Source organism: Paenibacillus qinlingensis (genome assembly GCF_031455095.1).
Lineage (GTDB): Bacteria > Bacillota > Bacilli > Paenibacillales > NBRC-103111 > Paenibacillus_E > Paenibacillus_E qinlingensis_A.
Genome location: NZ_JAVDSB010000001.1, coordinates 1,187,269 through 1,205,748, shown reverse-complemented (window position 1 = coordinate 1,205,748; position 18,480 = coordinate 1,187,269). Strand labels below are relative to the sequence as shown.

Sequence of the window (18,480 nt, the reverse complement as noted above, 5' to 3'; positions counted from 1 at the left end):
TCCCAAGGTAAGAACATAAAGAGGTAAGGGGAATTCCCCTTACCTCTGCCCAGGCGTACGGCTATTATCGGTGTGCTCCCTCATGGTTACCCATGCTCCGCCAGTTACACATCGTTTATTGATAGGTATATCATAGCAATCCATTCCCCAATGTTCAACATTTTCCTCAAAAAATGACTATAAAGATGCCGGTGACAGGAAGAACGAATACCACAAATTCGTCATGAAGACATCAAGTACAACGAAGTAGAACATCTCGAGCCCAACATTTCGTTCGGATAGACCTCTTCGCCATAAGCGAGTTACACCATACGAAATGACAGCAAAAAAAGCGAGTAATAACAAGTAAGCCCATACCGACTGCAAAAAATCTGGCATGACTTGCAGAGCCATTGATTTTCGATAATCTCCGATAAAAAGGGCTTTGACCATAAGATACATCGCTAGGGATATCCCAAAATGCCGCTTGGCATGCTCATCATAATGATATTGCCAAAAGACACTGATAATGACTAAATAAAGGCCAGGTAGTAGAATCCATTTCAAGCTAATAAGTGCCGTGAGGACGCCAATCCCCCAAAAAAGCGGTAAGTTTCCAGCTGCTTCTTGTAAATCCTCTTTGCCTATGTGATTCATACGCGCCAAATAAGGAAGCTGATCTGTCGCGTAATACACGCGATAGGATTCCGCATTCACGGCATCCAACCAAACAGCTAACGAACGATCTGCTCTAGTCGCTAAGCTCGGGTAGGACGCGAAACCACTGAATTGACTGATCCGAGCGGAATCTCTCAATTTACCATCCTTGAAACTAACTTTGTATACCTCTTGACTCGTTTGACGCCTATTCTTCTCATAAACAGACGATACCACAAGTGTAACTTCACCAGAGGAAGATTGTGTAAAGGAGGGATGTAAAATCGTATCCGAATCGCTCTTGGTCGAGACAGGCAGGTTGATGACATCATCTATCACCTTATCTGGTTGATTCGAAGGGAATGTAAGCAAGTGCAATGTACTCTTCCCTGATTTACGTGAACTGGTCGTATACACCGTCATCATTGTTGAACCATCGACGGCCAGCGCAATATCATCTAAGCTACTCGTCGCGTAATCGACATCTTTTAACTTGAGCTGTACAAGCGGCTTCCAAGTTAGGGATGCGAGTTGAACGTAATGAAAGGATTCATTGCCTTCTTTACTGACTGCGTATACGAGTGAAAGACTGCCGGACGGATCCCTGTGTCCTTGGATATGTCTGATATTGGGGATATCCAGCTGGGACCAAGAGAGCTTCTCATTCGGATGAAAGGCACTCACATACAGCGTTGTATCATTGTACGCCAATAAGATGCTGTCCCCTTGTGCGCTCTTTACCGTTTGAACAGCCGTGATTTCATTGTCATTTATTATACTCATCGGTGACCATGAACCGTTCTTCCATTCGCTCGCATATAGCTTATTTCCGTTCCCAATCCAGACCACATGATCCTTATCCAACTGCCTATAGGAACGAAACGGCCCTTCCGCAGGCAAGCCACGCGTTTCCGAACTACTCTGCCCCTTGTCATCAATCGTGACCCATTCAAGCGTTTTTCCTGCCAAATACGCAAAGCTGCTATCGCCAACCATTTGCACGGGTTCACCGATCGTTGTTGTTTGCGTTAATTCCGTTGCACGACCAAAAGGTTCAGGATAAGGCTTTACATTTTCATTCGCCAACATGAACGTTTGAATCAAGCCGATGACGATGATCGCCGCCAAAAAAGGAACATACGTAAACAGCTTCCATCTTGATTTTTTCACTTCGTAAAAACCTCCAAAACTTTCATACTGCCATAGTAGTTAAAATAATTGCCTAATAAGAATGATTGCTGCGCATTAATTTTCCATTGTTCAATAAATGCGTCACCCAATCATAACATTGATTCAATTGATCTTCACTAATTAAATCAGAACGATGCTCAAACATGATCATCACTTGATCATTCTGCTCAGTAATGATCGCGAGATAATCCTCGATTGGCGCCCAACCGTCTCGTTGATCTAACTCTGGCAGGACAGGATGACGAGAATTGGTAGTAGAATCCTTGATTTGCACCGTACTAAGATGAATCGAATAGGCAAAACGCGCAAATTTATGTATCACTTTTCTGGCATCAAAGTATGGATCTAACTTTTCCTGCAGATACAGTCTCGCTGTATCCAGACAGACTTTGATGTGGGGATACTTCCCTAATAGCTCCTCAAGAAAGTCCGTTTCGTAAATATATCGATTCAACGCATCAAATTCAAGAACAGGAATGAAGCCATACGTCTCGCTTTTCATAGTCAACCATTGAAAAAGCACTTCTGTTCTTTCGATTAATTCTGTAAGTGTCATCTCAGTTTCAGACATATACTCCGATTTATCAGAGAATCTCCATGTACGCCAATCGACTCGATCATCCAGAACAACTGGCTTCGGATAGTGAAAAAGGATGTACGTTGGGTTCATGGAAGCAAGGTACTCCAGCTCACTCTGCACCCAAGCATAGGAGGATTCTCTCATTTCAGGCGAATTTGCCAGAAATAAGGCATCACGCATTTTAGATACATGAGGACGTAATGGAAAATGAATACCCACTTGAAAATGGTTACGTTGCGACGCTAGTATAAGCCTGTGCCTATCTTCTTCTGTCTCAAATAGGCAAGCTTCAATGCCGAAAAAACCTTTGCGGAAATCCCTCTGCATTTTAGACTCATCAAAACATCCATATTGACCAATCAGGAATCGATTCCTCACAGGCATCCGTCCTATTCTACAAATTCAAAAATAGAATCTACTATGATCGGCAAGTTATCTCTCAAAGAAACGGCACCAAAAACCGATCTAGCGTGCACGCCATTCTCTCCAAATACATCCAACATGAGATCCGAACAACCATTCAACACTTTGTGATGTTCCTCAAATTCAGGGACCGCATTGACAAATCCTTGCAGCTTCACCACTTGTTTAATGCGCGAAAGAGAACCTACCGCAGACTGCAGAACTGCTAGAATCTCAATCCCAGTTAATCTAGCAAATTCATATCCTTCTTGGGTTGAGTAGTCTTTCCCTAGTTTTCCCCTCGGGCTGCCTGAAGGGCCTTTTCCCGAAACGTACAATAAACCGTTCACCTTCACAAAATTAGCATATTTCGCTGCTGGTTCACTTGCAATTGGTAGGACGATTCCTAGGGCTTCTAACCTTTGAGCAATGGTTTGTTCGGACATATGGGATCCTCCTAAGCTATTATGAGATTATCTTACTTACTATCGATTCATGGCCCAGAACTCAAGCTCTTTATTTGGTACTGACCATTTGAGTTTTTTTGGAGCGTAACGTAAAGCTTACGATTTATAATCCAACCATTCTCAGTTCGTTCACCACCCCCAGCTAGGATGAATTCCATGGATGCCGGTAATATGTCGTAAGAGACTATAAAGTAGGTGTCCGTATCATTATGTAAAATTTGAATCTCATCATGAATTTTATACTGTAAAATTCGTTTACTCGCGGATACCGAAGGCTTCTCATCCAATTCTAATTGTTCTGCAAATAGTTTCTTTACAATCGGCTTCAAATCATCTTGTTGTTGGATACTCATCTCACTAGTTGGATCTATAACTGCATGGGCTGTGCAACCTGTCATACAGCTTACACTTGCAAGTAAGATAAGGGTTTTCAACCACTTCATAGTGTCACCTCGTCTAATGAATAATCGTTGTTTTTATACAACAGAACTAACTTTACTACTTTAGTTAGTATGGCCAACAACCCATATTTTAACAATTCACTTCATTAGACGAGATGTAGCATCGATAAGTTTCACAGTAATCTCATTTATTTACAAACATTCATCGGACTGGATAAAATAACTGGGCTAAAACGTTTTGGAAAAAAGCCACCTCCCGGTGGCTGCTTCCTTTCGATGATGCGTGCTTATCTTGGAATTACTTGCTCACGTCTTGGTCCCACCGAAACGGTTGAAATCTTCACCCCGATGGCAGATTCAACGAAATCGATATAGTTTCTAGCCTCCAGCGGCAGGTCTTCCATGCGTTGAACCTGAGAAATATCGCATTTCCATCCAGGCAAGCGAGTCAGTATAGGCTTTGCCGAGTCCATTACCGCTGTGACTGGAAACCGATCAATGATGGATCCATCCCCCAATTCATATCCGATACAGACAGGAATTTCATCCAAGTAGCCTAATACGTCCAAATTGGTTAAAACCACACTTGTCGCTCCTTGTATCCTACAGCCGTATCTTGTAGCAACCAGATCCAACCACCCCATTCGTCTAGGACGCTTGGTATTGACACCATATTCACCCGCGTCGCCTCCACGACGACGTAATTCTTCCGCTTCGCCACCTTCCAGCTCCGTGACGAAAGGTCCCGCTCCAACGCAGCTAGAATAGGCTTTGACTACCGCGAACACATTCGTTATCGAACTAGCAGGTAGACCTGCACCAACTGGAGCAAAACCTGCAAGGGTCGAGGATGATGTCGAGTACGGATAGATGCCATGATCAGGATCACGTAAGGCTCCGAGCTGTCCTTCCACCAGGATGGACTCTCCATTTGCATTGGCTTGTTGGAGTAGTGTTGTCGTATCACACACATACGGAGCAATGCGTTCAGCCTGCAACAGCAGCTGCGCCATAAGTTCATCCACCTGAATCGCCGGCTGTCCATAGAGATGTTGGAGTAACACATTTTTCGTTGTGAGCAAGTGTTCCAAGCGGGCTTGTAATCGATTCTGATCATATAAATCGGCTACCTGAATGCCGAGCTTCGCATATTTATCAGCATAAAATGGTGCAATCCCACGCTTAGTGGAACCATAACTGAGTGCGCCAAGCCGCTCTTCTTCGAGTTCATCTAAGCGTTGATGAACTGACAATACAACTTGAGCTCGCTCAGAAATAGCCAACTTCGGTTGAGGCACACCTCTCCCTGCAAGCGCCTCTAATTCACTTATTATTATATCCACATCAAGAGCCGTTCCCGGCCCAATCACGTTCGTTACATGTGAATAGAACACACCAGAAGGCAGCATCCGCAAAGCGAATTTCCCGTAATCGTTAATGATTGTGTGCCCCGCATTGCTTCCACCTTGGTATCTTACAACGAAGGATGATTGTGCAGCTAAAACATCCGTCATCTTGCCTTTGCCCTCGTCTCCCCAATTCGCACCTACAATTGCAGTTACTGTCAAATTGAACGCCTCCAACACTTGTTTTGTCTTACACCGCTTATTATAATGGCTCTATTGGCATTAGAATAATTGATATAAGTAATATCAGATATAAAGTGAGGTAATAGATTGGACGTTAATTTGGAGTGGTATCGGGTCTTCTATTGGACCACCAAGACCGGCAGTTTATCAAAAGCGGCCGAAGTGCTTCACATCACCCAACCCGCGGTGAGTCACACCATCAAGCAGCTTGAGAACGTGCTTGGCGGGCAGCTCTTCTTCCGTACGGCGAAGGGAGTTACGTTAACCGTTGAAGGTGAAGTGTTATTTCGTTATGTAGAGCAAGCCTTTAGCTTTATGAAAATCGGCGAGAAAGCTATCGCTGACATGCATAGCTTGCAAAGCGGGGAAATCAATATCGGGGCTAGCGATACCCTTTGTAAATACTATCTCTTACCCTATCTCGAAGCCTTTCACAATCAGCATCCAGGCGTGAAAATCCGGGTTACGAACCGTACGACGCCTGAAACTTTGGCCCTGCTTAAAGAAGGCAAAATCGATTTCGGCATCGTTAGTCTGCCCGCCTCGGACAAACAAATTGAGTTCCGGGAAAGCTCCCCGATTCAAGATTGCCTTGTCGGCGGCAAGACCTATGCACACCTTGCGGGTAATCCGAAAGCGTTGGCAGATTTACAAGCACACCCGCTGCTATTATTGGAACATACGGCGAGCACGAGGCGCTATATCGAGGACTTTGCTGCTTCGAAGGGCGTAACACTCTCACCCGAATTCGAGCTCGGCAGCATCGATCTTCTCGTTCAATTCGCCAAACGTGGCTTTGGACTGGCTTTTGTCATAGGCAATTATATTGCTGAGGAGCTTGCTTCAGGCGAATTAATTGAAATCCCTTTAATTGAGCCTATTCCTGCGCGCCAAATAGGGCTTGCAACCCTTCGGGGAGTACCACTCTCCGCGGCGTCGAAGTCTTTTATGGCCTTGCTGCCTTAATCTTATGAACTCTCCCTCTATTTACTCATAAAACACCATATGAGATTTATCCGCTTTGTAATATGCGAGTCTATCCATCAGCGTCCCTGTGTGGAATTCAAACTTGTGTCCGTCAGGGTCCGTGAAATATATGGACCTTTTATCTCGATCATCTCTGGTTCGACCAGGAAGCAGGGATACATTCAGCTGGCGAAGTTTTTCTACTAGATCATCAAAATCACACTCATCAACCGTAAACGCGATATGGGTATACGAATATTGAATATCCTGGCGTGGAATATCTTTCTCTTGATTCAAAGCCAACCACTGTCCGTTCAAGTCAAAGTAGGCCAAATTCCTTCCTTTTACCACTAGTTTCGCATCAAAGACCTGTTGATAAAAGTCAATCGATTTCTCTAAATCGGAGACGGAGAAAAGCAAATGATTAATCGCTCCTATTTTCATATAACGATCCCCTTTCGCCTATGAATGACTTCTCCCACTCTTTGTACCGGAACACTGAACAGAATAAGAATAGCCGATAGACCATCCATCCAAGTCAGCCGCTCTCCTAACAACAACATAATAAATACAAGTGTGACAAAAGGAGCAAAGAAGGTAAAGCTCGCGATAAGCGACGCAGATGAGTACTTCAATGCTCTGAAATATAAGAAAAATCCGAAAACAATATTGCTGAGGCAGAGCCATAAGACACCATAGAAGTCGACCATTTGAAGCAACTTGCCCTGTGAATAAACCAGCATCCCTACAATCGCCAGCAGCCAAGCTACCAAAGTGATGACAAAGGTACTCATTAGCATATCTTTCTTGTTTTTCTTCACTAGATTCGTAAACAACCCCCAACTCACCGCAGCAGAAATCGCCAAAAGATCGCCCTCAAGGTTTGTAAAACTGAAGTTAGTGAAATTACCTTTTGTTATCAATAAAATGGTTCCCAATAATCCCATAATCATAGAGAGAATTTTGTAGCAATTGAGTTTCTCTTTATGGATGGGGATGGCGAAAATCACGATAAAAATAGGAAATAAATAATTTAACATGGACGCTTCTACAGCAGGTATGAGTTCTAAGGATTTTAGATAGAGAAAGTCATATAAAAACGTAAAAACGCCGCAGGCAAGCACTAGCATCCACTCGGAAAGCGTCCATGTTGGGAAGATAGTTCCTCGCGTTTTGATGAGGATAATGACTGCAAAAATAACCACACCGATGCCGTACATATAAAATAATACCTGATAACTGTCTAATTGGTTCAAGACCAATTTACTCACGGCAGCAACCGATCCCCATATGAGCAGCAAAAGGGGCATGAGTACAAAAGGATTCTGGGTGACATGTAATCGTTTATGATCAACTTTCATGCAAGAGGCAAATTTAACTGTACAGGTACATCTTCAGGAAAGGTTGTAACTCTGAGATGTATACAGTAGACATCCAAATTAAAAATAAGTTCATTCGCTGCTGTTAGCTCACCAAGAATGCCAGCTTCGTCTAGCTTTTCTTGCACTTGTTTAATAAAAGCATGGCTGCTTACACCAAAAGTGGTGACCATAGCGGTTGGTTGCAGAGCCTTCATCGCGATCGGAATCCATTTGCGCTTCGTCGAAGGGATCACTGCATGCGCAGTACCACCAATCGCAAAGCAGAAGTTGTCCATCACTTTATCTAATTTAAAATGTAATAGACGTACGAACAATTCCCGGAATGCTACAACATCCTCTACCGGAAAACCGACTTCTCGCAAGTATAGGATGCTGAGATCACCATGAGGCTGTAAGATCCCCTCCTTGACATAAGAATGCGCAATGATTTCTAGCAAGTTCCCATCTCCATCGCGGAAATACACATTTTTTCCCGTTTCGAACTGGTCGATGCTTCGGCCGTCTGGCCAGTCTAAAAAAGTAACACCCGCAGCATGCAGCTTGGAGACAACCGCATCAAATTCCGAGTACGGAACTTCGAATGCGATATGCACTGGATGCAGAGCTATTTCTGTCTCTTTACAGGTTAAGGTGAAGTCGTCGGTAGGCTGAAAACAAATTTCATCCTCGGATTCCGAGATCACTGGAAATTTCAACTGTTGGCAATAAAATTGCTTAGCGCCCTGCAAGGAAACTGTCGGTACTTGCAGCCCAGCATAATGAGTAATCATGACGCCCACAACCTCTCTGAAGCCTTGTATTTGTGCCCCTTCACTTAGTATACATTTATGTATAGAAAGTTCCAATTAGAAATTATTATATAAAATTAATACGCCATTGATATTCCCCGAATACTTCCCAGCTACGCTGAAGCTAAATTGGAACTACTGGAGGGATTCCTATGCGTCTCGCGTTGTTTACCGACACTTTTGTTCCACAGATGAACGGCGTTGCACTCACCATGGGTCGGTTAACGTCCTACTTGAATCGCCGTGGCATCGATCATCTCGTATTTTCACCGAAAAGCACTGGAGATATGGTGTACTCGGATCCCATTCGACCAATTCGCAGCATCCCTTTGTTTCTGTACCCCGAGTGTCGACTTGCCTTCCCCAACTTAGCTGCCATTCGAACTGAACTCGATCGTTTCCGTCCTGATTTACTCCACCTTGCTACCCCATTTAACTTAGGTTTATGTGGGCTTCATTACGCGCGTAAGCGACTCATCTCTCATGTGGCCTCCTATCATACCCACTTTGATCAGTACCTGACTTATTACCATATGAAGGCAGCAGTCCCCCTTTATTGGAGTTACATCAAATGGTTTCACCATTCCTGCAATGCGACCTTTGCGCCATCCAGCGATACCATTCATACGTTGCAGAAACAAGGCATCGAACGTTTGCAGCTGTGGACGCGAGGTGTCGATTGCCTGTTATATACCCCTGACAAGAAGAATAATCAGGTTCGAGAGCGTTATGGCATTACGGCCCCAAACCTCTTTCTTTACGTTGGTCGAATTGCACCTGAGAAGGATATCGATACCTTATCCGCGATCATGAAAGACTTGCCTGATTCCATGAAAGCCAATGTACACTGGCTCATCGTGGGAGACGGCCCACAGCTTCAAGAGCTGCGTGAGCAAGCACCTGCGAATGTGACGTTCGCTGGGTATAAACATGGCGAAGAGCTTGCTCAGATTTATGCTTCTGCTGACCTGTTTGTCTTCCCTTCCAGTACCGAAACGTTTGGAAATGTCGTTCAAGAAGCCATGGCATCTGGACTCCCCATAGTTACGGCGAACAGCGGTGGTGTACTCGAAATGGTGCGCCATGGGGAGAATGGCGTCTTATGTACACCGCGTCATCCGCAGTCTTTTATACAAGAAATCTGTGACTTAGTAACTCACGAAGAGCGTATGAGCAGTTTCCGTGTTGAGGCCAGGCAGTTCGCTCTTGGACGATCGTGGGATGCGATCTTCGACCAATTAATTCATGATTATGAGCACATTATTGATTCGCGTCGCATCGGAAAAAAATCTGGCTTCTATTCGGCATAAGAGGAGGACATTGGCATGCGTATAACGATTATTGGGGCCGGTTATGTGGGCTTAGTAGCTGCGGTTTGCTTAGCTAAATTAGGACATATCGTAACAGCTGTGGATCGGGAACATGTGGTCCAAGATTTACAAGATAATCACTTGAGCATCTGGGAATCGAATCTGTTTGACATGCTTGTCATAAGCCGCAGCGAAGGGAAATTATTGTTCGCAACCGATCTCATACAAGCCTCAGCAGGTGCTGATGCCCTTATGATTGCAGTCGGAACCCCCACGCGAGAGGACGGTCAGAGTGATCTTAGTCAAGTAGAACATGTAGCAGCTCAACTATTTGCAGCTGGGAGCTGCCCTCCGCTAGTCATTATGAAAAGTACAGTTCCCGTTGGCACTTGTGACAAGTTAGAACAAAGTTTACAGGCAGCTGGCATTCGGACTGAAGTTGCCTTCAACCCTGAATTTTTACGTCAAGGCAGTGCCGTTAAGGACTTTATGCACCCGGATCGTATCGTATTCGGTTGTCATTCACGTCAAGCTGAAGCTAAACTTCGTCAACTTTACCACGGGATAGATGCCCCCATTCAAGTTTGTGATCGACGCAGTGCAGAGCTTATCAAATATGCCTCCAATGCTTTCCTTGCGATGAAAATTTCATTTGCCAATATGATTTCTGATGTATGTGAAGGCTATGAGGCGGATATTCGTCAAGTGATGGAAGGCGTTGGTGCAGATCGACGCATCGGTCCTCACTTTTTGCAAGCAGGCCTCGGGTACGGTGGTTCTTGCTTCTCTAAAGATTTACAGTCTCTGCTGACTTCCGGCAAAGCCATCGGTCGCTCACTCCCCTTACTTGAAGCAACAGCTCAAATTAATGAGGAGCGAATTCCGCAAATGATGGATAAACTAATTGCGCTCTGGGGGAATCCTCGCGGCAAGCGATTAGGAGTACTTGGTATCTCCTTCAAACCGCAAACGAATGATGTGCGTGATGCGCCATTTCTTACTTTGGTGCAGCTCTGTCACCTCTATGGCATCGATGTGCAAGCTTATGATCCCGTCGTTCAGCATCTCTCTATGAAAGGGGTCACGCAGGTGGATTCTGCTTTTGAAGTATCGGCTGGTGCTGATGCCGTCATCATCCTAACGGAATGGCCGCAGTTCATTGAACTGAACTGGGTCCTCATGGTTCAATTGATGAACCAGCGCATCCTATTGGACGGTCGAAATATCTTGTCAGATGCGATGATTGCGCGGTTGATTACGCAAGAAGATGTCGTTTACATACCTGTAGGGAGACCTGTCGTACACAGCGAAGAACATGATCTAGAACAAGCTAGGTAAAAAGAAAACGGCAACCTAGATAGACATACTATCTTGGGTTGCCGTTTATCGATTACACGGTTCTGCCTGGATCTAAACCCCTATCTTAAAAACCGTAATCTCCGGCGAACAGCCCACGCGAATGGGTAACCGCGAAGTCCCTAAGCCTCGATTGATATAAAAATGCTTTCGCTCGTCTATTCGTTTGAGGCCAACGTGAAAATCTTTATATGCCCCTATCGTGCGCCCAAGCAGCCTAACCTGACCGCCATGTGTGTGCCCAACGAGCAGCAGATCATAGGACGGATGCTCATGTGCGAGCGCTGTGTTAATGATATTCGGGGAATGGGCCAGCATGATGACAAAATCATAGCGTTGTAATTCTTCCTCGCTTAGTGTCATCCGTTCTTTATCGTAAAGGGAGTTGTCAAATCCGTACACCAACCCCCTCTTCTCACCCATGTGGAAGGGCAGCCCACGATTGACTAACACAGCGATATGGGACTCTTCTATAGTTCGCATACATGCATCATAAGCTTGATCTGCTCCTTGCTTAGATGATGATTCGCTGCCTATATACCGTTCATGATTTCCCGGAACAAAAAATAAATGCGCACAGTTGATTCGTCGAATCTCCGCTAAAACACGTTCCACTTGCACCTTCGTTGAACCCAAATCCCCTGTGATCATCACGAGATCAGGGTTGACCTTATTCACTTTTTGACTCAAAGAGCCATTGATGAAGTGGGTTTGCCCATGCATATCGGATATCTGAACTACGGTGAAATTCTTCTTATCTGGTTGGCCCAGCTGAATATAGAAATAGTTAACCCAGAAGGTACTATATAGAATAAAAAGTGCGCCGAGCGCTAGTATGACGAGAATACTGGTGATGACCAACTCCAATTCTTAACCTCCCACAGACAATTTCACAACTCTTAAAATGACATTCATGCCAATATACACCTTCTGCTTCACGGATGCCACTTTTACAAGATTCACTTCTACTCCCCCAAATATAACCTATGTAGAGTAGAGAACTGAAATTTCATTGGAGGGACTTCGTCAGAATCTAAAAAAAGATGCGAAATTACATCTTTTTCCACTAGAGAAGTCGCGGTCTATGAGGAAAGATGCGAATATGCATCTTTTTCCTCAGCATGTATCCTTTTTATGGAAAATCGGCAAAAAAGGATGTATTTTCGCAGCAATTCTTCGATAATCGGTCTTTTCTCCTTAAAAAGATGTATTTTTGCAGTTCTCTGCTCCTATCGAGATGTTTAATGGAAACAAAAATAGAGGTAAGCTTCGCTTACCCCAAAAAAAACCACGACTATGATTTAATAAACACCGTCTTTACATCTGTGTAAAACTCGATAGCCGCCTGGCCTTGCTCACGTGAGCCTGAGCTCGACATTTTGACACCGCCGAACGGTGCTTGCAGCTCAACTCCGGCACTTTCAGCATTGACACGCACGAGTCCTGCCTCAATATCTCCCATGAAGGTTAGCATATTCGAAATATCTCGCGTGAAAATGGAAGCACTTAGACCGAACTTCACATCGTTGGCGATGCCAATCGCTTCCTCGCAAGTATCCACCTTCATTAAGGCGAGAACAGGTCCAAAAATTTCTTCCTGTGCAATCGTCATCGCGCTTGTCACATTTTCAAAAACAGTAGGCTCAATATAAAAGCCTGCATCTAAAGCCTCATCTTGCACTTTACTTCCGCCGCAAAGCAACGTAGCACCTTCTTCAATCCCTTTGGCTAAGTAGGATAACACGGTATGATACTGCTTCTCACTCGCACATGGCCCCATCCACGTGGAGGGATCCATCCCTGGACCTACGCGAATTTGCCCAATACGTGTCAATAGCTTACTTTTAAAAGCTTCATAAACATCGCTTTGCACGATAACACGGCTCGTGGCCGTGCATTTCTGCCCGGTTGAGCGTAAGCCTCCGCTAACAGTGGCCTCAACAGCGAGATCGAGATCTGCGTCGTTGAGCACAATAACAGGGTTTTTACCTCCCATTTCTAATTGGTACTTCGCCCCTTTGGCAAGTGCGCTTTGACCGACAAGTTTTCCTATACGATCGGATCCAGTAAAGGAAATACCTTGTACGTCTGGATGATCGGCGATCCCCTGACCAATAACATCCCCTTGGCCTGTCACCATATTGATGACACCTGCTGGAATTCCCGCCTCATGGAAGCATTCCATGACCAGGGCAGCTGTGATAGCTGTTTCCTGTGCGGGCTTGAACACAATGGTGTTCCCAAATATCAAGGCAGGCGCAATTTTCCAAATGGGAATGGCAATAGGGAAATTCCACGGTGTAATAACGCCAACAACGCCTAATGGCACACGTGTTGTAAACATCAAAGCTGTGCTATCCGTTGATGGAATCACATCACCGGTCTTCCGCATGCCTTCGCCTGCATAATAGCGCAGAATAGCAACACCTCTAGCTGTTTCACCTTTTGCCTCAGGGAACGTTTTCCCCATTTCTCGGGTCATCATCTCCGCGATTTCATCCAATCGGCGCTCTAGCCTATCCGCAGCCTTGAACAAGTACTCCCCTCGAGCGGAGCCAGATAATTTGCGCCAGCTAAGCTTCGCTGCTTTGGCCGCACCAACAGCATCGTTCAAATCAGCAAGGGACGATTGCTGCACATACCCCACGATTTCATGTCGATTTGCAGGATCGATACTTGCCTCAACCTCACCGCTGCTCGCCTGTTGCCACCTGCCATTGATCAAGTTCAGATACGTGTTAATATCACTCATATTAATCTCTCCCGCCTCTAAACTCCGTCAATGCGGCTAATAGCGCCTTCACATAACCGATTGCATACGCCCAACCGACCCAGTTCATTTTGGATTCAGCACTTCGATGCGGCGCGCGATCCATTTCAAGCGACGTAATGTGATCGGGATTAATACAACCGTTATAACCAACCTTATGGAGCTCCAGCAATATTTTAGCCATATTCATATGTCCATCGTCTAACATAGCCTCTTCGAATGCACCTGCTGTCGCTAAGCTTCCCCGCACATTACGGAAATGGACAAGAAAGATTTTATCCTTCCGGCCATATTGATAGATTTCATCCAGCACAAGCGGTGTTCCTCCCGCCTCTCCACGGCTGCCAACACAATAGACAAGACCCACATTTCTGCTAGGAAAGCTGTCAATTACCCGGTTCAAACCAAGCCCGCCGAACGGTGTGTTATGATAAGGCGTATCAGAAGGATGAACAGCCAGTTTCATATCATATTCCTCTGCCAGAGGAACCAGCTTACTGAAGACAAGATCAAAGCGCTTCCACCATGCATTCAGTTGCTCTACCGTTGGCGGTTCTTTGTCCAAATTTCGCTTCAACGACTCTCCTCGAACTAATGCGCCGCCACGATGTACAGCAGTGTAATCTTCCGCCATATAGGGAAACACGTCACCTGCAAAACGCTGCCGAACCAACGAGATCCCCGCTTCGCCAAAGGTTTTAATGGCATTACTGACGTTGTCCAACTGTATCTCTGATCCTGGCTCATCCAGCATAAAGCTCGTTGACATGTCAGGCAGCGTCACCCGATTAATTTCCATACCATGGGCGCGAACTCTGCGTTTTAATTGCAACAGCTTATCCAAATCAGGATATCCTAACTCTCGAACACCTGGGAAAGAACCACCTTGCGTAAAATCAATACAGTCAACCCCAAGTTGACACATTTGTCGCAAATCACTATCAGCTAACTCACAAGTGGGAACTTGAATAGACACCTTCATCATGACATCTTCCTCCTAACCGTTATTGGCGATCGCAACAAGTTCTAAACTCCGTTTAATAATCGTCTCCAGACGCGCATAATGCTCTTTGTCGACAGGAACGAGCGGCGTCCGAACCTCCAGCCCCACTGGCAAACCAACAATGTTCATGCCTGCCTTAATCAGTGATACCGCGTAGCCTTTACGCAATTGACGGATCCGGTGAATCGGTAAAATGACTTCCTGATAAATGGATTTAACCGTCGCCTGATCACCAGCAAGCAAGCTTGTATAAAAAGTTCTCGATACCTGCGGAATATAATTGGAAATCGCCGATGAGTAGGATAAATAACCTAGCGCCGAGTAGGCTGGCATGGTTAATTCCGCGAGCGGCATGCCATTCATCCATTGTAACCTTGCACCGATCGATTGAACGAATTCAATATTGAGCTCAAAATTGCCTAACCCATCCTTAAATCCGATGACATTAGGTAAGCTGATTAGCTTTTCTAACGTACTTAATGTAAAAATCGCGTTATCACGCTGATAAATGATGACGGGCAGGCTTGTGCTCTGGGCAAGCGTCCGATAGTAGTTAAACAATCCTTCTTGCTCAGGAATGATCAAATATGGCGGCAGCAGTAAGAATCCATCTGCACCAAGTTGTTCTGCAAGCTGAACACGTGCTATCGCTTCTCTAATATTGCCGCCTGCCCCTGCAAAAACAGGTACTTTACCAGCTGCAGTCGCTACGCCTACAGAAACTAATTGTTCATATTCATTGATATCTAAGGATTGGTATTCACCTGAGCCCGCGCAAACAAACACAGAATCCAACCCATTTTCCACCAAAAATCGGACATTTGCTTGAAAAGCTTTCTCATCCAACTGTTCATTACGATCATACGGCGTTACTGGAAATCCCATAATTCCTGCTAGTGAAATGTTCACATCTTTCCCCACTGTTCACAGCCCCTTTGATTCTACTTGTCTATGAACGTAATTATAAATAATGAAGGCGTTTTCGTCTTTATAAAAACAGGCCGCTTTTTTTCAAAAAAACCATGCTATAATAGTTTTCAATCTACTCGAGAGGAGTCCCCTGCATGCTGAATCCATCCGTTTATTCGCGTAGCAACCTGTACCTCAATCAAAATGTGGTGCAGCTGCAAGGTGCCTCCGCCTCCATCTTTGTTCATTACTGGGGAGCTAAACCGCAGCATAAGGGCAATCGTCCACATACGCATTCGTTTTTCGAAATTTGCTACGTCGCCGAAGGTGAAGGACAATACTTTCACGATGGGATTACCTATCCACTCCGGCCGGGAACACTGTATTGCTCGAAACCCGAGAGTCGCCATTCTATCCAAAGCGATGAGGGCATGCTGCTCTTATTCTTCGCACTAGAGCCGGTCGCTGCTGAATCGAGTGAGGCATTTATGCAGGATTTCAGCCAACTCTGTGCGTATCCGCATCTGTTTATCCCTCATGCAGACCACACAGCACCGATGCTGATTTGGCAAGCTCTGCTCCTCCAAGCTTCCGAGACGAACGATCGGTACCAAGAAACCATTACTCATTTAGCCTATACGCTGGTTATGAGTTGTATTTCTTTATTTTTGCAACATTGCCGCTCTGGTGAAACATCTTCGTCCACAGCTGATTTGGAGCTGCAAGGTACTTTGAAGAAAGTCAAAGCCTACATTCAGGATCATCTTTCTCATAAAATAGCACTTAGTGACGTGGCACAGAGTCTCCACCTATCGGAACGACAACTATCACGTCTGATATCTGATGAATTGGGACAATCCTTCCCCTCCATTGTCAAAACGGAGAGAATCAAACGCGCTGCCTATCTACTCGGCTACACGGATGTCCCCTTGAAACAAATTGCCGAGGATACCGGCTTTGAAAGTATCCACTACTTTACCCAGGTGTTTACCCGGGAAATGGGCACACCGCCTAGTCAGTTTCGTAAACATTGTTTGAATTCCGAAACGGTTGATGCCTGGATTCATACTTATTTGGCTCAGGTTGCAACGCGGTATCAGAAAACTCCCCCTGGGTGATGAACTGGAAAAACTCCAGCTATTTTCAGCAATTTGCTCATATTCGGCCAAATTGGTGAAATTTAACTGGAGTTTTGCCAACTACTCACTCCATCGCCGCATTCCGAAGCACCATATGAATATGATCTTCCCATACGCCATGAATTTTCAAGTATTTGATCGCGAGCCCTTCCTCATAAAAGCCCAACTTTTGAACAACCTTCCTGGAAGCTTGGTTGCGAGGCATAATGTTGGCTTCGATCCGATGAAGCTGCAACTCTCCGAATGCATAGGCAATTACACCTTGGAGTCCCTCCGTCATCAGACCCTGATTGAGCAGCTCGCCATCCATCCGATAGCCCAAATGACACGATTGGAAGGCGCCTCGCACGATATTATTGAGTGCAATGGATCCAATGATTCGATGATCATACAGCATCCATACTTTAAAGAGATATCCGTCCTCGTATAGTTTCTTCTCTTTTTCCAACAATTCTGCATGATAGTCCACTGTGTAAAATGACGCCTCCCGCACCATTTCCCATGGTTCAAGAAAGTCCCGATTACGACGAAAGTAATCCACGACTAACTCACTAGAAGCTGAGTCAAGTTGGACTAAGGCCATGCGTTTGGTAGTATGAATGACTTTCATATCTATACCTGAATATGCGCGTACGGAGCCTTGTCCGATACAAGATTCAAACGGAGCCCATGCTCTAGATACGCTTTCAATCCGCACAAAACAATAGTAAAACCTTCAGTAGCATCCAGTGCTTGCTTGACTATTTCATCGCCACTGCCTGTGAAACCCGTATTCGTGATCGTCATAAATGTCGCATCATCAGCTTGCGAGGTAAATGTCCACTCGACCAAGGTGCCCCAATCAAGAAGAATTCGTTGGTTAACTTCAATTTCTTTGACCTCAACCATCGCGCTAGCGCCATACATAGCCCAATCCCATTGAACGCTAGCTCCCGTTTCTAATTTTCCACTACCTTTTGTAAACCAGAATTTCGATGTGATCTCAGGGTCTATAAAAGCCTCAAACACCTCATGTGCTGGTCTGCGAATCAACATTTCTACTTTTACGATCGGCGCTTGTATGCGTTCATCCATTATTCCATGCCTCCATATTACTGAGCGATTTGTCTTTATCATAGCATAGGTGGACATGCAACCAAAAAGCTAAACAAAACAAAAACAGCTTCCATAGAATCATTCTCTACGAAAGCTGCTGCCTAACACCAATCTCATTAAATTAGACAAAATGATGGCCGCAGGAAGAACAGAACTTCGTGTCAGCAACAACCACTTTGCCGCACACGCATTCTTTTTCATTCCGAACCTCGGTAATCTTGACTTCAATCTCACTAATTTCTTGATTGATTTGAGCAATACCTTGGCAATAGTCCTTCACATTCGCTTCCACTTGTGAATAATCACCGGATAGATATGACGTATAAACCGACTCGCCTATTAATTTATAGATCTTATCAATTTCTCTTTCTTTTAAAGAAATATGAGTTTTATGTTTCGTAATCTCTACTGTCTGTTGCGCCTTTCTCGCTGCTTCAGATGCCCCTTGCTTCACTTTATCAAAAAATGACATGCCACTCCCACTCCCCGGCCTGCA

19 protein-coding genes and 1 riboswitch are annotated in these 18,480 nt (G+C 45.0%); of the genes, 4 read left to right on the top strand and 15 right to left on the bottom strand.

The window, feature by feature from the left end:
• Positions 1-40: 40 nt before the first annotated feature.
• A riboswitch (ZMP/ZTP riboswitch) is annotated at positions 41-118 on the bottom strand.
• Positions 119-177: 59 nt separating this feature from the next.
• The 5 genes from J2736_RS05475 to J2736_RS05455 form a co-directional block, all read right to left on the bottom strand.
• Complete coding sequence (locus J2736_RS05475) at positions 178-1,806, bottom strand: hypothetical protein (RefSeq protein ID WP_310224220.1); 1,629 nt, start codon at positions 1,804-1,806, stop codon at positions 178-180.
• Between the two features lie 52 nt (positions 1,807-1,858).
• Complete coding sequence (locus J2736_RS05470) at positions 1,859-2,785, bottom strand: apurinic/apyrimidinic endonuclease family protein (RefSeq protein WP_310224218.1); 927 nt, start codon at positions 2,783-2,785, stop codon at positions 1,859-1,861.
• Between the two features lie 11 nt (positions 2,786-2,796).
• Positions 2,797-3,255 carry a RidA family protein gene (locus J2736_RS05465; protein WP_310224216.1) on the bottom strand — a complete coding sequence of 153 codons (459 nt, stop codon included), beginning with the start codon at positions 3,253-3,255 and terminating at the stop codon, positions 2,797-2,799.
• Between the two features lie 47 nt (positions 3,256-3,302).
• The gene (locus J2736_RS05460) at positions 3,303-3,719 is read right to left on the bottom strand and encodes a hypothetical protein (RefSeq protein WP_310224215.1); all 417 of its coding nucleotides are present in this window, start codon (positions 3,717-3,719) and stop codon (positions 3,303-3,305) included.
• A 245-nt stretch (positions 3,720-3,964) separates the two neighbouring features.
• Positions 3,965-5,245: an adenylosuccinate synthase gene (locus J2736_RS05455; protein ID WP_310224213.1), complete on the bottom strand. Its 1,281-nt coding sequence runs from the start codon at positions 5,243-5,245 to the stop codon at positions 3,965-3,967.
• A 108-nt stretch (positions 5,246-5,353) separates the two neighbouring features.
• On the opposite strand from J2736_RS05455, the gene J2736_RS05450 reads away from it, so the two are divergent.
• Positions 5,354-6,232, top strand: coding sequence for a LysR family transcriptional regulator (locus tag J2736_RS05450; RefSeq protein WP_310224211.1), 879 nt, complete (start codon positions 5,354-5,356; stop codon positions 6,230-6,232).
• A 21-nt stretch (positions 6,233-6,253) separates the two neighbouring features.
• Here the strand turns inward: J2736_RS05450 and fosB are convergent, their stop codons facing one another.
• Genes fosB through J2736_RS05435 form a run of 3 tightly spaced genes read right to left on the bottom strand, consistent with a single transcriptional unit; the run spans position 6,254 to position 8,384 of the window.
• Positions 6,254-6,676 (bottom strand): metallothiol transferase FosB, encoded by a 423-nt coding sequence (fosB, locus tag J2736_RS05445; RefSeq protein WP_310224209.1) that lies wholly within the window; start codon positions 6,674-6,676, stop codon positions 6,254-6,256.
• Positions 6,673-7,593, bottom strand: a complete 921-nt coding sequence (locus J2736_RS05440) for a DMT family transporter (RefSeq protein ID WP_310224207.1) — start codon at positions 7,591-7,593, stop codon at positions 6,673-6,675. Before J2736_RS05440 ends, fosB begins: the two co-directional genes overlap by 4 nt.
• Positions 7,590-8,384 (bottom strand): VOC family protein, encoded by a 795-nt coding sequence (locus tag J2736_RS05435; protein WP_310224205.1) that lies wholly within the window; start codon positions 8,382-8,384, stop codon positions 7,590-7,592. The genes J2736_RS05440 and J2736_RS05435 overlap by 4 nt, the downstream gene beginning before the upstream one ends.
• Before the next feature lie 170 nt (positions 8,385-8,554).
• On the opposite strand from J2736_RS05435, the gene J2736_RS05430 reads away from it, so the two are divergent.
• Together J2736_RS05430 and J2736_RS05425 are read left to right on the top strand one after the other, a co-directional pair.
• Positions 8,555-9,712, top strand: a complete 1,158-nt coding sequence (locus J2736_RS05430; protein ID WP_310224204.1) for a glycosyltransferase family 4 protein — start codon at positions 8,555-8,557, stop codon at positions 9,710-9,712.
• Between the two features lie 15 nt (positions 9,713-9,727).
• A complete protein-coding gene (locus tag J2736_RS05425; RefSeq protein ID WP_310224202.1) occupies positions 9,728-11,050 on the top strand; it encodes a UDP-glucose dehydrogenase family protein in 1,323 nt (440 codons plus the stop codon).
• Between the two features lie 72 nt (positions 11,051-11,122).
• Here the strand turns inward: J2736_RS05425 and J2736_RS05420 are convergent, their stop codons facing one another.
• The 4 genes from J2736_RS05420 to kdgD all read right to left on the bottom strand — a co-directional run bounded on the left by J2736_RS05420 (position 11,123) and on the right by kdgD (position 15,762).
• Positions 11,123-11,935 carry a metallophosphoesterase gene (locus J2736_RS05420; RefSeq protein ID WP_310224200.1) on the bottom strand — a complete coding sequence of 271 codons (813 nt, stop codon included), beginning with the start codon at positions 11,933-11,935 and terminating at the stop codon, positions 11,123-11,125.
• Positions 11,936-12,362: 427 nt separating this feature from the next.
• Positions 12,363-13,820, bottom strand: a complete 1,458-nt coding sequence (gucD, locus tag J2736_RS05415; RefSeq protein ID WP_310224198.1) for an alpha-ketoglutaric semialdehyde dehydrogenase GucD — start codon at positions 13,818-13,820, stop codon at positions 12,363-12,365.
• Between the two features lies 1 nt (position 13,821).
• Positions 13,822-14,823: a mannonate dehydratase gene (locus tag J2736_RS05410; protein WP_310224196.1), complete on the bottom strand. Its 1,002-nt coding sequence runs from the start codon at positions 14,821-14,823 to the stop codon at positions 13,822-13,824.
• 12 nt (positions 14,824-14,835) lie between these two features.
• Positions 14,836-15,762, bottom strand: a complete 927-nt coding sequence (kdgD, locus tag J2736_RS05405; RefSeq protein ID WP_310224194.1) for a 5-dehydro-4-deoxyglucarate dehydratase — start codon at positions 15,760-15,762, stop codon at positions 14,836-14,838.
• A 143-nt stretch (positions 15,763-15,905) separates the two neighbouring features.
• Here kdgD and J2736_RS05400 point away from each other — a divergent pair, with 143 nt between their 5' ends.
• A complete protein-coding gene (locus J2736_RS05400; RefSeq protein WP_310224192.1) occupies positions 15,906-16,868 on the top strand; it encodes an AraC family transcriptional regulator in 963 nt (320 codons plus the stop codon).
• A gap of 85 nt (positions 16,869-16,953) precedes the next feature.
• On the opposite strand, the gene J2736_RS05395 is transcribed toward J2736_RS05400, so the two are convergent.
• The 3 genes from J2736_RS05395 to J2736_RS05385 all read right to left on the bottom strand — a co-directional run bounded on the left by J2736_RS05395 (position 16,954) and on the right by J2736_RS05385 (position 18,456).
• A complete protein-coding gene (locus tag J2736_RS05395) occupies positions 16,954-17,499 on the bottom strand; it encodes a GNAT family N-acetyltransferase (protein ID WP_310224190.1) in 546 nt (181 codons plus the stop codon).
• Positions 17,500-17,501: 2 nt separating this feature from the next.
• On the bottom strand, positions 17,502-17,963 hold the full coding sequence (locus J2736_RS05390; protein WP_310224188.1) for an SRPBCC family protein: 462 nt from the start codon (positions 17,961-17,963) through the stop codon (positions 17,502-17,504).
• Between the two features lie 142 nt (positions 17,964-18,105).
• The gene (locus J2736_RS05385) at positions 18,106-18,456 is read right to left on the bottom strand and encodes a zinc ribbon domain-containing protein (protein ID WP_310224186.1); all 351 of its coding nucleotides are present in this window, start codon (positions 18,454-18,456) and stop codon (positions 18,106-18,108) included.
• Between the last annotated feature and the right edge of the window lie 24 nt (positions 18,457-18,480).